This window comes from Peribacillus sp. NPDC055009 (assembly GCF_053608705.1).
The window spans coordinates 1-13,062 of the sequence record NZ_JBSGVZ010000037.1 but is presented as its reverse complement, the minus strand read 5'-3'; the positions used below and the strand labels follow the sequence as shown (position 1 = coordinate 13,062).

Annotated in this window: 13 protein-coding genes, 1 tRNA gene, 1 other RNA gene and 1 other annotated feature; of the genes, 11 read left to right on the top strand and 4 right to left on the bottom strand. The window is 40.9% G+C overall.

Translation table 11 applies throughout. The features are described 5' to 3' along the window. Nucleotides 1-140: 140 nt before the first annotated feature. Nucleotides 141-1,106 (bottom strand): YaaC family protein, encoded by a 966-nt coding sequence (locus tag ACWF5P_RS26800; RefSeq protein ID WP_230178922.1) that lies wholly within the window; start codon nt 1,104-1,106, stop codon nt 141-143. A 111-nt stretch (nt 1,107-1,217) separates the two neighbouring features. Here ACWF5P_RS26800 and guaB point away from each other — a divergent pair, with 111 nt between their 5' ends. The 4 genes from guaB to ACWF5P_RS26780 all read left to right on the top strand — a co-directional run bounded on the left by guaB (nt 1,218) and on the right by ACWF5P_RS26780 (nt 6,034). Then, nucleotides 1,218-2,681, top strand: coding sequence for an IMP dehydrogenase (guaB, locus tag ACWF5P_RS26795; RefSeq protein WP_101226085.1), 1,464 nt, complete (start codon nt 1,218-1,220; stop codon nt 2,679-2,681). A 173-nt stretch (nt 2,682-2,854) separates the two neighbouring features. Further along, the gene (locus tag ACWF5P_RS26790; protein WP_434168233.1) at nt 2,855-4,174 is read left to right on the top strand and encodes a serine hydrolase; all 1,320 of its coding nucleotides are present in this window, start codon (nt 2,855-2,857) and stop codon (nt 4,172-4,174) included. 69 nt (nt 4,175-4,243) lie between these two features. Then, nucleotides 4,244-4,469, top strand: a binding site (T-box leader). A 63-nt stretch (nt 4,470-4,532) separates the two neighbouring features. Continuing rightward, on the top strand, nt 4,533-5,810 hold the full coding sequence (serS, locus tag ACWF5P_RS26785; protein ID WP_260358077.1) for a serine--tRNA ligase: 1,278 nt from the start codon (nt 4,533-4,535) through the stop codon (nt 5,808-5,810). A 131-nt stretch (nt 5,811-5,941) separates the two neighbouring features. Continuing rightward, a tRNA-Ser gene (locus ACWF5P_RS26780) sits at nt 5,942-6,034 on the top strand. A 120-nt stretch (nt 6,035-6,154) separates the two neighbouring features. Here the strand turns inward: ACWF5P_RS26780 and ACWF5P_RS26775 are convergent. The 3 genes from ACWF5P_RS26775 to ACWF5P_RS26765 all read right to left on the bottom strand — a co-directional run bounded on the left by ACWF5P_RS26775 (nt 6,155) and on the right by ACWF5P_RS26765 (nt 8,187). After that, nucleotides 6,155-6,826 (bottom strand): deoxynucleoside kinase, encoded by a 672-nt coding sequence (locus tag ACWF5P_RS26775; RefSeq protein WP_076373259.1) that lies wholly within the window; start codon nt 6,824-6,826, stop codon nt 6,155-6,157. Then, nucleotides 6,804-7,463: a deoxynucleoside kinase gene (locus ACWF5P_RS26770; protein ID WP_230178932.1), complete on the bottom strand. Its 660-nt coding sequence runs from the start codon at nt 7,461-7,463 to the stop codon at nt 6,804-6,806. The genes ACWF5P_RS26775 and ACWF5P_RS26770 overlap by 23 nt, the downstream gene beginning before the upstream one ends. A gap of 178 nt (nt 7,464-7,641) precedes the next feature. Beyond that, entirely contained in the window at nt 7,642-8,187 is a 546-nt protein-coding gene (locus tag ACWF5P_RS26765; protein WP_452445522.1) for an isochorismatase family cysteine hydrolase, read from the bottom strand. A gap of 139 nt (nt 8,188-8,326) precedes the next feature. Between ACWF5P_RS26765 and tadA the strand changes: the two genes are divergently transcribed. The 7 genes from tadA (at nt 8,327) to ACWF5P_RS26730 (ending at nt 12,724) form a co-directional block, all read left to right on the top strand. Then, complete coding sequence (gene tadA, locus ACWF5P_RS26760) at nt 8,327-8,833, top strand: tRNA adenosine(34) deaminase TadA (RefSeq protein ID WP_452445521.1); 507 nt, start codon at nt 8,327-8,329, stop codon at nt 8,831-8,833. Between the two features lie 146 nt (nt 8,834-8,979). Continuing rightward, nucleotides 8,980-9,244: signal recognition particle sRNA large type (ffs, locus tag ACWF5P_RS26755), an RNA gene on the top strand. A gap of 183 nt (nt 9,245-9,427) precedes the next feature. Further along, nucleotides 9,428-11,116 carry a DNA polymerase III subunit gamma/tau gene (gene dnaX / locus ACWF5P_RS26750; protein ID WP_260358075.1) on the top strand — a complete coding sequence of 563 codons (1,689 nt, stop codon included), beginning with the start codon at nt 9,428-9,430 and terminating at the stop codon, nt 11,114-11,116. 21 nt (nt 11,117-11,137) lie between these two features. Continuing rightward, nucleotides 11,138-11,455, top strand: coding sequence for a YbaB/EbfC family nucleoid-associated protein (locus ACWF5P_RS26745; RefSeq protein ID WP_053348895.1), 318 nt, complete (start codon nt 11,138-11,140; stop codon nt 11,453-11,455). 60 nt (nt 11,456-11,515) lie between these two features. Continuing rightward, on the top strand, nt 11,516-12,112 hold the full coding sequence (gene recR / locus ACWF5P_RS26740) for a recombination mediator RecR (protein WP_034316264.1): 597 nt from the start codon (nt 11,516-11,518) through the stop codon (nt 12,110-12,112). 20 nt (nt 12,113-12,132) lie between these two features. Beyond that, on the top strand, nt 12,133-12,351 hold the full coding sequence (locus tag ACWF5P_RS26735; RefSeq protein WP_034316261.1) for a YaaL family protein: 219 nt from the start codon (nt 12,133-12,135) through the stop codon (nt 12,349-12,351). Nucleotides 12,352-12,454: 103 nt separating this feature from the next. Further along, nucleotides 12,455-12,724 (top strand): pro-sigmaK processing inhibitor BofA family protein, encoded by a 270-nt coding sequence (locus tag ACWF5P_RS26730; RefSeq protein ID WP_387552124.1) that lies wholly within the window; start codon nt 12,455-12,457, stop codon nt 12,722-12,724. Nucleotides 12,725-13,062 lie beyond the last annotated feature (338 nt).

Sequence of the window (13,062 nt, the reverse complement as noted above, 5' to 3'; positions counted from 1 at the left end):
CTCTTCAGCGCCGATGGTAGTTGGGGGTTTCCCCCTGTGAGAGTAGGACGCCGCCAAGCCATTTCAAAAGATCAGCCATCCGGCTGGTCTTTTTTCTTCGTTTAATACCAGATCAATACACCAAATGGATGTTGAAGGGATCAAAGGTGGAACCTTCCGGACTTGATCCATTCAAATATTAAGAATGGCACCTTAGCTTGGCTTATTTTAAGGAATTGAACAATGCAGGGGTAATCATCATTAGGCATGGTTTTCAACAGTTCTGCCCACCATTCTGTTTCATAACGAGCTATTATGCTAAGGTTATAAGAAATCAAATAATGAATCAAAAGTTCAGGTAATGAAAAAGCTGACGAATCTTTGTTTAGTGATAGCATGAACTGTCCTTCTGCTAAATTATACCGTATTGGGGACGTGGCATTATGATTGGGGACGCCATCTGTTTTAAAATGCAGTGTCCCAGGAGCTTCTGAAATACTGTAAACTTGATTCGTTTTTGCTTTCAAAAATTCTTCCAACCGACTGCTGGACATCTGATAGGTATCCAATACAGCTGAAGGTAATTGAAAGCCATTCAAAGATGGTAACATGGCGATGAAATTTTTCTTTGAAACCGACCATGTAAAGTTTTGCATATCTGGGATTTCCTTCATTAATGTTCCCATGGAAAACTTTTCACCTTCCAGATGCTTGATGTGAAATAACTTCTCGGCAATGCAGGTGAAAAGTCCATTCTTTTGCGTTTTCACTTCGTCCTTTAAAAATTCATATTGTTGTTTTTTCTTTTTTCTCGTTGTTACCCCATGGGCAAGCATCGAAGTTGATTCCGGATAGTTAGGATCAATCGTGAGCAGACAAGCCTTTAACAATTGTGCGAATCCATAAAATGTAAGTATTGGTTGTATGGAAAGTGGTGCAATGGCAGCCTGATTATAATAAGTTTTAGCATGTTCAAGATGGTAAATAAATGGATAACAATTATCGTAACTTTTTATTTCCGCTTCTGCTATTTTTTCGTGCGTGTAACATTTTTGTAAAAAAAGTTGTGAGGAAGATGCGGAAAAAAAAGGTGTATATTTATCGAAATTATCATTGTTTTCAGGCATTGCAGCTATCCTCCGAATTAATAGAATAATCAAACTTTTATTTCTCTTCTTGACAGTAGTATGTCCTATTGATAACCTACAAATAATATTTTTAAGCAGGAGGGGAAAATAATGTGGGAAAATAAATTTGCAAAAGAAGGTTTAACCTTTGATGATGTCCTATTAATTCCAGCGAAATCAGAGGTTTTGCCGAAAGATGTTAACCTTCAAGTCAACTTAGCTGAAAACTTAAGGCTCAACCTTCCTATCATCAGCGCAGGAATGGATACCGTGACGGAAGCTGAGATGGCAATTGCCATGGCTCGTCAAGGCGGATTGGGTATCATTCATAAAAATATGTCCATTGAAGCACAAGCTGAACTGGTGGATAAAGTAAAACGTTCAGAAAGCGGTGTAATTACCGATCCATTTTTCTTAACGCCGGATCACCAAGTATTCGATGCAGAGCATTTAATGGGTAAATATCGCATTTCAGGTGTTCCTGTAGTCAACAATATAGAGGATCAAAAGCTTGTGGGTATCATTACAAACCGTGATTTGCGATTTATTTCCGATTTTTCCTTGAAGATTTCCAGTGTCATGACTGTAGAGAATCTGGTCACAGCGCCAGTGGGAACTAACTTGGAACAAGCAGAGAAGATTCTTCAAAAATACAAAATTGAAAAGCTTCCCCTTGTGGACGATAATGGTGTCCTTAAAGGACTTATTACGATCAAGGATATCGAGAAAGTCATCGAGTTCCCGAATTCGGCGAAAGATAAGCAAGGAAGATTACTTGCAGGTGCTGCAGTCGGCGTGACCAAGGATACAATGAAGCGTGTCGAAATGCTGGTTAAATCCCATGTCGATGCAATTGTACTTGATACTGCTCACGGTCATTCAGAAGGCGTCCTTGAAATGGTGAAGGAAATCCGCGGGACATATCCTGAATTGACGATCATTGCCGGTAATGTGGCAACAGCCGAAGGTACGAAAGCATTGATTGAAGCTGGAGCTGATGTAGTGAAAGTGGGAATCGGACCTGGGTCAATCTGTACGACAAGGGTTGTAGCTGGTGTAGGTGTTCCGCAAATCACGGCAGTCTTCGATTGTGCGACAGAAGCAAGAAAACATGGTAAAACGATCATTGCTGATGGCGGAATCAAATACTCTGGTGATATCGTTAAAGCCCTAGCTGCAGGCGGACATGCAGTAATGCTTGGCAGTATGCTTGCCGGTGTAACTGAAAGCCCAGGCGAAACGGAAATTTTCCAAGGCCGCCGATTTAAAGTGTATCGGGGTATGGGCTCTGTTGCTGCAATGGAAAAGGGATCTAAAGATCGCTACTTCCAAGAAGATAACAAAAAATTCGTACCGGAAGGCATCGAAGGCCGCCTTCCATATAAAGGACCTTTATCAGATACCATTTTCCAGCTGATTGGCGGCATTCGTTCAGGTATGGGATATTGCGGTACAGCAACATTGGAAGAGTTGAGGGAAAACTCTCAATTTGTCAAAATGACTGGTGCCGGATTAAGGGAAAGCCATCCTCATGATGTCCAAATTACAAAAGAAGCACCGAACTACTCAATGTAATGAATTTAACATATAATCGTCATTAAAATTTATTGTTAAAATAGACAGAGTCTGCGATTACTCTGTCTATTTTTTTTATTTTTTCTGTGATAAACTAGACAAGGTGTCAAGGGAATTACATAAAGTTTCTTCTTTGTAATAGAGATTAGCTTAAAAGTTGGAGGTATTGGAAATTGAAAAAAATCAGCAAGATGACCCTCATTTTCACTTTTGTTTTTGTTCTTGTTATGTCGCAATTTGCCTATCAACCGGGGGAAGCTGTTGCTGAATCTGATAATTTAGGTTTAAAAGCAGAGGCAGCCATCATCATTGATGGTGAAACAGGACAAATCGTGTATGAAAAAAATGCCGATAAAGTATTAGGGATTGCATCCATGTCTAAAATGATGACAGAGTACATCATAATGGAGTCAATTGAAAATGGGAAAATCAGTTGGGATCAAAAAGTTAAAATAAATAAATACGTACATGACCTTTCAAAAGCACCCAATTTGTCGAATGTCGGGTTAACGGAAGGTGAAGATTATACAGTTAAGGAACTATATCAAGCTATGGCCGTCTATTCCGGAAATGCGGCAACAGTAGCTTTAGCACAGCTAGTTTCCGGAAGTGAAAAGAGCTTCGTTAAGTTAATGAACGAAAAAGCGAAGGAATTAGGCTTGAAAAACCATAAATTCGTTAATGCCAGCGGCTTGAATAACAGCGATTTATTAGGGCAATTTCCTTCAGGTGATGAAGATGATGAAAATATCATGACAGCAAAAGATACTGCACTTCTTGCTTATCGTTTAATAAATGATTATCCGGAAGTGTTGAAAATCGCCAGCATCCCTAAATTGAAGTTCCGTGATGGAAAAGAATATCCGAACTTCAACTGGATGCTGCCTGGACTGATATTTGAATATAAAGGCGTGGATGGACTAAAAACGGGATCTACTGACTTTGCCGGATATGGACACACAGGGACGGTTATCCAGGACGGTCAGCGCTATATCACGGTGGTCATGAAGTCCACTAATAAAAACGAACGTTTTGCGGATAGCACTAAGCTTATGAACTATGCTTATGCAACCTTTAAAAAGGAAAAAGTCCTTCCTGCCAACTACCAGGTGAAAGGGAAAGAAACACTTTCAGTAGTGAAAGGCAAGGAAAAAGACGTTAAGATTCAATCTGAAAAAGCGATCGAGCTACTTGTTGAAAATGGTGTGAAAGACAACTATAAAACAGATTTAGTGATCGATAAAAACAAATTGAATGATGATGGTAAGCTGACTGCACCAATCAAAAAAGGTGAAAAGCTAGGTTATATCACAGTCACTCCTAAAAAAGGTGAAGATTACGGGTACATCAACGGAGATCAGGTTAAGGTTAACGTCGTAGCTGCTGAATCTGTAGAAAAGGCAAACTGGTTCGTACTATCAATGCGAGCTGTTGGCGGATTCTTTGGTGACGTATGGAGCAGTGTAGCTTCCACTGTTAAAGGCTGGTTTTAAGTTTCACGTATAAAACGGTTGCGTAATGTATAAAATTATAGTACATTATGGAAAACAATCTGATTATATAAGAAAGCAATGACAGGAAATAGTAACAAGTATTTCTTTCTATAGAGAGCCGATGGCTGGTGGAAATCGGTGTGAGAGTTTTGTGAATCCCTCCTGGAGCAGAGTATGGAAAGCCCTTTTGGGTCAGTAAGTACTTTCGGTTAAAAGCCGTTATCGTGATAAGTGGTAGGCGTGTTAGATAGGCCTTCAACTAGGGTGGCAACGCGGGTTAACTCTCGTCCCTTCTTCAAGGGACGGGAGTTTTTTGCGTTCTTTGATAAAACATAAAAATATTAAGGAGGAACTGAAAATGTTGGATTTGAAATATGTAAGAAATAATTTTGAAGAAGTGAAGCGTGTATTGCAATTTAGAGGAGAAGATTTGACCGATTTAGGTAAATTCGAGGAACTGGATGTAAAGCGTCGGGCTTTGATTGCTGAGACGGAAAAGTTGAAAAGCCAAAGAAATGAAGTTTCACAGCAAGTGGCCGTATTGAAACGGGAAAAAAAAGATGCAGATCAGCTGATTGCCCAAATGCGTGAAGTTGGTGACCGTATCAAAGGATTCGATGATGAACTTCGTGAAGTGGAAGCCCAGTTGGAAACATTACTTCTTTCCATTCCGAACATTCCGCATGAAAGTGTGCCTGTTGGTGAGACGGAAGACGATAATGTCGAAATCCGTAAATGGGGAGAACTACCGGAATTCAAGTTTGAACCGAAGCCACACTGGGATGTAGCCGGAGATCTAGGCATCCTGGATTTTGAACGGGCAGCAAAAGTGACCGGAAGCCGATTTGTATTTTATAGGGGCCTTGGTGCTCGATTAGAACGTGCATTAATTAGCTTTATGTTAGACCTTCATGTTGAGGAACATGGATATGAAGAAATGCTGCCACCATATATGGTTAACCGTGCAAGCATGACTGGCACAGGTCAATTGCCAAAATTCGAAGAGGATGCTTTCCGTATTGAAAGTGATGATTACTTCTTGATTCCTACAGCTGAAGTCCCGGTGACAAACTTCCATCGTGATGAAATCATGAGCATGGACGATCTGCCGATAAGCTATGCGGCATACAGTGCTTCTTTCCGTTCAGAGGCAGGATCTGCAGGTCGTGATACACGCGGGTTAATTCGTCAGCACCAGTTCAATAAAGTTGAACTAGTGAAATTCGTGAAGCCGGAGGATTCTTATGCAGAGTTGGAAAACCTTACAGGGCATGCCGAAAAGGTCCTTCAATTGCTAGGTCTTCCATACCGAGTGCTAAGCATGTGTACGGGAGATCTTGGTTTCACAGCTGCTAAAAAGTATGATATCGAGGTTTGGATCCCGAGCTATGGTACGTACCGCGAAATTTCTTCTTGCAGTAACTTTGAAGCATTCCAGGCTAGACGGGCAAATATCCGCTTCAGACGTGATGCAAAAGGTAAACCGGAACACGTCCATACTCTAAATGGATCAGGTTTGGCAATCGGACGTACAGTCGCAGCCCTTTTGGAAAATTATCAGCAGGAAGATGGCAGTGTTATCATTCCTGAAGTATTACGTCCATATATGCGCGGTGCGGAAGTCATAAAACCGTAAGTCAAAAGGAATCAGCTTCCGATTAAAGAGGCTGATTTTCCTTTTTATCTAAGTTTGAAAATTATTTTAAAAAACTTTATAGAGGGCTTGACTTTAATTTTAAATCCATGTAATATAATAAATGTTGATACGGAGGTATACCCAAGTTCGGCTGAAGGGATCGGTCTTGAAAACCGACAGGGGAGTCAAATCCCGCGGGGGTTCGAATCCCTCTACCTCCTCCATAACTTATTAATAACCACAGCGCATAAATTGGATATCGATGAATTCCGTTACAGATATGTAACGGAATTTTTGTTTTCTAATATATTAAAAAACCACCGGATAACCGGTGGTTTTTCTGTTTATACATTTCGCAGCAACTTGGTTTGCTCCATATATTCTGCAATCCGTTTTATAAGAGGTTCAATGCTTGCTTCATCCTGCATAAGGTCATATTCGTTTATATTTAATCGAAGGACAGGGCAGGCGTTGAATTGATCAATCCATTCTTCGTAACGGCCGTGCATTTCCTGCCAATATTCAATTGGGGTATGCTGTTCCATTGGACGGCCTCGCTCTTGGATCCGGTCTAGGATATCATCGAGCGAACCTTCGAGATAGATAAGTAAATCAGGGTGCGGGAAGTATGGCGTCATTACCATGGCGTTGAAAAGGCTTGTATACGTTTCGTAGTCCACATCATTCATCGTGCCTTTTTCATAATGCATTTTTGCAAATATCCCGGTGTCTTCATAAATGGAACGGTCTTGGATAAAACCGCCGCCATATTCGAAGATTTTTTTTTGCTCTTTAAAACGTTCAGCGAGGAAATAAATTTGCAGGTGGAAACTCCAGCGATTAAAATCATCGTAAAACTTATCCAGGTAGGGGTTCGTATCAACCTTTTCAAATGATGTCCTGAATTGCAGGGCATCGGCTAACGCATTGGTCATGGTCGATTTTCCTACGCCAACCGTCCCTGCTATCGTAATGACGGCGTTGTTTGGAATATTATATTTCTTTCGTAAGTTCATTTGACTTTACTCCTTTGTGCAGGGCATTCTCTATTTGGCTGATTATCGTTTTCAAATCATCCTTGTTCCCGACAAAATCCAGCTCATCTCCGTTGAATGTAAGAACAGGGATATCAGGGTGCTGTTTCTCAAATGTTTCCATGAATGTTCGATAATCCGCGGATAACTGCTCTAAATAAATGGAGGATATATTTTCTTCGAATTCACGACCTCTTTTACCGATTCGGGAGAGAAGAGTATCAAGACTTGCGTTTAAATAAATCACCATATTAGGTTTAGGCATATCCCGTGTTAAAATATTGAATATCTCAAGGTATTTATTGTATTGTTCGTTCTTTAACGTTCTTTCAGCAAATATCAAGTTCTTGAATATATGATAATCAGCCACCACGGCTTGGTCATTAGTAAGATACTTTTTTTCGATATCTTCCAATTGTTTATAACGGTTACACAGAAAAAACATTTCTGTTTGAAAGCTCCACTCATCAATATCTTTATAGAATTTCCCGAGAAATGGATTTTCATCGACAATTTCCCTTAATAATGAAATCTGAAAATGATCTGCGATAACTTTTGCAAGTGATGTTTTTCCCACGCCGATTGGACCTTCGACAGTGATAAATGGGGTGGATTTCATCCAATCTGTCCTCCTTCATGAGGTATCAAGCTGAAATTCCCGGTCATAGGATTTTCGCCAAGAGATATTGTATCACAGACTTGGGACTTTAGTGACATTTTTGTCAGGTTGATAAAGAAAGAGAATGAAAGAGTGTTATTGGGGGGATGTAGGTTAGTGCCCTTGTTCGATTGAAGGCTTAAATGTCTCCACCTTCTTTTATGGATGCCTTGAGAACATGGTTCATCATCTTTAATGCGTAATGATTATCTTCCTTTGATGCAGAAGCGATGCAATCCTTCGGAATCCATAATTTATATTCCCGCATGTAGGCATCATTGGCTGTGAATAGGACGCAGATGTTTCCGGCTATTCCAGTAATGATCAATGTTTCCACGTTTAATCGTTTAAGCAGTGTATTGAGTGCCGTCCCATAAAATGCGGAATGCTTCGGCTTGATGAGAAAGAATTCGTCTTGTTGAGGTTTAATTCTTTCGATTAATGAGGCATTTCCTTCATTCTTACATCTGGCAATAATTTTATCGAAGTCAGCCTGCCATAAATCATAATGATCGTTGATATAAATGATTGGAAAACCCTTTTCTTTCATTTGCTTTTTCAATTTCAAAATCGGATCGACGATAGGCTTCGTATGTGCCAGGAGCATATTCCCGTATTTGAAATCAAAATCATTGATCATATCGATGATAAGCAATGCAAAAGAAGGCGTTTCAGGTCGATTCATGGTATATCCTCCTATATTGTGAGAATTTACTTGCAGCACGTATGCCGCATGCGTTACTATTCATTAGAACAAGTAGTATGACCTTTATTTTGTCTTATATTTGTCTGTTTACTCCTACTTAATATAAGGGGGTTTTTTTTTGAAGGATGATGTTTATTACATGAATTTAGCCATAATGGAAGCGAAAAAGGCGCAGATGTTGAATGAAGTGCCGATTGGCGCTTTAATCGTGATAGATGATCAAGTTATTTCGACGGGGCATAACCTGAGGGAAACGGAACAGAATGCGACGGCACATGCGGAGCTGCTTGCGATCAACGAGGCTTGCAAGGAACTTGGCAGTTGGCGTCTTGAAGATGCAACATTATATGTAACGCTGGAGCCCTGTCCCATGTGTGCTGGTGCCATCTTGCAATCAAGAGTAAAAAGGGTTGTTTTTGGAGCCCATGATCCAAAGGCTGGCTGTGCAGGGACATTCATGGATTTACTCCAAGATGAACGCTTCAACCATCAATGTGATGTAACAAGCGGTGTGTTAGGGGAAGAGTGCGGCTGGATATTGACTTCTTTTTTTAAAGAGCTTAGGAATAGAAAGAAAACGTTAAAAAGAGAACAGGCACTCAAAATTGCCGAGGAAAATAAATAGGTGAAAACGAATCTTGAAGATGAGGCTTTGCTTCATTTGATAAATTTGGAATCAAACTGTCCATGAACAACACTTGCGTTTTTTTTGTTACCTTAGTATAATGAATTATGCGTCGACATGACGCTTTGAAATTGGTATTACTTTTGCCGTGCTAGACGGGGAGGTAGCGGTGCCCTGTACTCGCAATCCGCTCTAGCGAGGTTGAATCCCTTCTCGAGGTTAGCATTCTGTAGGGCCTGCCTTAAGTAAGTGGTGTTGACGCCCGGGTCCTGCGCAATGGGACTCCATGAACCATGTCAGGTCCGGAAGGAAGCAGCATTAAGTGGAAGTTCTCATGTGCCGCAGGGTTGCCTGGGCCGAGCTAACTGCTTAAGTAACGCTTATGGTTGCTAATCGACAGAAGGTGCACGGCAGTTATTTTACATAAACAAAAAACTCATTCGTTTCGGGTGGGTTTTTTTTTATGCCAAGAAGGTAAAGCGCTTGGCGTTTTTGAAAAAAATGAGGCAATGATAGAATTTCTTTTTAGACTTTGATATAAAGGAAATCAGTAATGTATAATAAACAAGGTGGAGAAAAAAAGGAGGGATTTCCGTGGGGTATCAAGCATTATACCGGGTATGGCGGCCGCAACAATTCATTGATGTAGTCGGGCAGGAACATGTAACGAAAACGTTGCAGAATGCCTTGGTCGGGCAGAAGGTTTCGCATGCCTACTTATTTTCCGGTCCGCGTGGAACAGGGAAAACAAGTGCCGCCAAAATTCTGGCAAAGGCAGTGAATTGTGAGCATGCCCCGACAAGTGAGCCCTGTAACGAATGTGCTACCTGCCGCGGAATCACCGATGGCTCCATATCAGATGTTATAGAAATTGATGCAGCATCCAATAATGGTGTCGAGGAAATCCGTGACATTCGTGATAAGGTCAAATATGCACCGAACGCGGTTACATATAAAGTTTATATCATTGATGAGGTACACATGCTATCACAAGGTGCTTTCAATGCACTTTTAAAGACATTGGAAGAACCCCCGAAGCACGTGATTTTTATATTGGCGACGACTGAACCTCATAAGATTCCGCTAACGATCATTTCCCGTTGCCAAAGGTTTGATTTTAAAAGGATCCAGCCCCAAGATATAGTTGGCAGGATGTCACAGATCATCGCAGAAACAGGTGTTTCATGTGATGAACAAGCCCTGCATATCATTGCGAGGGCAGCCGAAGGCGGGATGCGGGATGCACTAAGCCTTCTTGATCAAGCGATATCCTTCAGTTCAGAGACGGTTTCTGTGGAAGATGCATTGACTGTCACCGGTTCTGTTTCGCAGGCGTTTTTAAGCCGGCTGGCAAAAGCTATATATGATAAAGAAGTAGCGGTGGCACTTGAAGTCCTTGAAGAATTGCTGGCCATGGGAAAAGACCCGGCTCGGTTCATTGAAGACATGATTTATTATTTCCGTGACATGCTTTTGTTTCAAACGGCACCGGCACTGGCAGAATCCTTCGAGCGTGTTTTGATAGATCCCCAATTTAAGGAATTGGCAGAAGTGATCTCTTCTGAATCGATTTACTCCATTATCGAAAGCTTCAATCAAACACAGCAGGATATGAAATGGACAAATCATCCAAGGATTTTCCTTGAAGTGGCACTTGTGAAATTATGTAATGAGCAAAGGCCAAATCAAAATGATAACGGGCAGCTGCAGCAGCTGCAGCAGAAAATAGAAGATTTAGAGAAGAAATTGATTGAAATGCAGAAAAACGGCATTCCGGCTGCCATGACTGAAAAGCCTGCAGAGCAGGCTAAGGCGCAAAGGGCCGTTAAAAAGGCATATAAAGCACCTGCCGGAAAGATCAATCAAGTTTTGAAACAAGCTACAAAGCCAGGTCTTAATGCTGTGAAAAGTAAGTGGGGGGAAGTGCTTGAGCAGTTAGGACAGCAAAACCAAAAGTCATTGGCAGCTTTATTAACGGAGGCAGAACCTGTTGCTGCGTCAACTGAAGCTTTTGTGGTAAAATTCAAATATGATATTCATTGTCAAATGGCAATGGAAAATAACCGTTTCGTGGAAGTGATAGCCTCGATCATGCAGCAATTGACCGGACACCGAATGGAGATAGCTGGAGTTCCGGAGAGCCAGTGGCAAAGGTTGCGGGAGGACTTCATCTCAACACAGCAGTTCGACGGTCCAGAAGAAACGGAATCAAAAGAAGAAGACCCCTTTATAGCAGAGGCTAGGAAATTAGTCGGCGATGATTTACTTGAAATTAAAGAATAATTGGAGGTAAGAAAAATGGGTATGCGCGGCGGTAATATGCAGAACATGATGAAACAAATGCAAAAGATGCAAAAGAAGATGGCAGAGGCACAAGAAGAATTAGGTGAAAAAAAGATTGAAGGAACTGCTGGCGGCGGAATGGTAACGGTCATCGTGACTGGACATAAAGAAATCGTCGATGTAATCATCAAACCGGAAGTTGTCGATCCGGATGATATCGATATGCTTCAGGATTTAGTTCTGGCTGCGACTAACGATGCTTTGAAAAAGGCGGAAGAACTGACAAACCAAACGATGGGACAATTCACTAAAGGAATGAACCTTCCGGGTATGTTTTAAGCAAGTTCAAAAGAAACTTCCTTTCAGGGGGTTTCTTTTGAAATTTTTAGGAGGAATTCGATGCATTATCCAGAACCAATTTCCAAGCTCATTGACAGTTTTATGAAATTGCCGGGGATTGGTCCTAAAACGGCTGCTCGATTAGCCTTTCATGTACTAAGCATGAAGGAAGATACTGTTTTGGATTTTGCAAAGGCACTTGTTAATGCTAAGCGGAATCTTATGTATTGCTCAGTCTGTGGTCATATTACAGATCAAGATCCCTGTTATATCTGCGAAGATCAAAAGAGGGACAGAAGTTTGATTTGTGTGGTTCAGGACCCTAAAGATGTAATAGCTATGGAAAAGATGAGAGAGTTCAATGGTTTATACCATGTACTGCATGGCAGTATTTCCCCGATGGACGGAATCGGTCCGGAAGATATAAATATTCCTGATTTATTAAAGCGCCTGCAAGATGAAACAGTGCTTGAGGTCATTTTGGCTACTAATCCTAACATTGAAGGTGAAGCGACAGCCATGTATATTTCGCGGTTGCTTAGACCTTCAGGAATCAAAGTGACCCGAATTGCCCACGGACTTCCTGTTGGCGGAGATTTGGAGTATGCGGATGAAGTGACGCTATCAAAAGCAATTGAAGGAAGAAGAGAAATATAAGGTAGCTGGGAGGACTTCACTTGTTCTTTCGTAAAAAAAAGAAACTTCGGAATGAATTCAATGATTCATTAATCGAAGAGCTTGAACAGTTGAAATGGAATTGGCATAATCAAAAATCATTACTTGAAAAAAGCGTTGATCCATCTGAGGAAGTAATCGCCCAAACGAGACTGGCGGAAGTGAAATATTTCTACTTATTCAGGGAAGTTAAAAGAAGGAATGTCCGCTTAAAAAGATGATAAGGAAATGGCTGTGAAGGATTTCGTATTCCTCATGGCCATTTTTTCAGTTCTTAATCCATAGTTCCCTTCATATAAGTGTAGTACAAGCTTGCGGGGAGGAATGAGTTTGGAACCAGTTGTCTTTGTTGCCGTAATTGGCGGCCTGATTTTAATGCTCCTTATTATCGGGGCGCCATTAAGACCCGTCCGGTTCATAGGGCAGGGGATTATAAAAATCATTATCGGTGCAGCATTTTTGTTCTTTTTGAATACACTTGGGAATCAAGCGGGCATTCATGTCCCTATCAACCCTGTTACCTCGGCAGTCGCCGGCTTGCTTGGAATACCGGGAGTTGCCGCTTTGGCAGCCATTGGCTATTGGATTATCTAAAGGAATTGCGTAGAAGTCATTCGTATGAAAACCTCATGGATATTTCCTTGGGGTTTTTATCATGTTATAGTTTTTTTTAAAAAAACTAATTAAACCATTGACGATAACTCATCAACCTGATAATATATTAGGAGTCGCCAATAACGACATCACAAATTGCTCAATCAAAAAAACAATTTAAAAAAAGTTGTTGACATTAGATTGTGTAAGTGATAAGATAATAAAGTCGCTTACGAAGTAACGACGATAAATTGCTCTTTGAAAACTGAACAAAACAAAGCGCCAACGTTAAATTTTAAGTGAGCACACACTATCAAAAAAGCAAATGAGCAAGTCAA

Coding starts and splice junctions, on each gene's coding strand:
- ACWF5P_RS26800 (WP_230178922.1), bottom strand. CDS start 1,106: ATGCCTGAAAACAATGATAATTTCGATAAATATACACCTTTTTTTTCC.
- guaB (WP_101226085.1), top strand. CDS start 1,218: ATGTGGGAAAATAAATTTGCAAAAGAAGGTTTAACCTTTGATGATGTC.
- serS (WP_260358077.1), top strand. CDS start 4,533: ATGTTGGATTTGAAATATGTAAGAAATAATTTTGAAGAAGTGAAGCGT.
- ACWF5P_RS26775 (WP_076373259.1), bottom strand. CDS start 6,826: ATGAACTTACGAAAGAAATATAATATTCCAAACAACGCCGTCATTACG.
- ACWF5P_RS26770 (WP_230178932.1), bottom strand. CDS start 7,463: ATGAAATCCACCCCATTTATCACTGTCGAAGGTCCAATCGGCGTGGGA.
- ACWF5P_RS26765 (WP_452445522.1), bottom strand. CDS start 8,187: ATGAATCGACCTGAAACGCCTTCTTTTGCATTGCTTATCATCGATATG.
- ACWF5P_RS26745 (WP_053348895.1), top strand. CDS start 11,138: ATGCGCGGCGGTAATATGCAGAACATGATGAAACAAATGCAAAAGATG.
- recR (WP_034316264.1), top strand. CDS start 11,516: ATGCATTATCCAGAACCAATTTCCAAGCTCATTGACAGTTTTATGAAA.
- ACWF5P_RS26730 (WP_387552124.1), top strand. CDS start 12,455: ATGAGTTTGGAACCAGTTGTCTTTGTTGCCGTAATTGGCGGCCTGATT.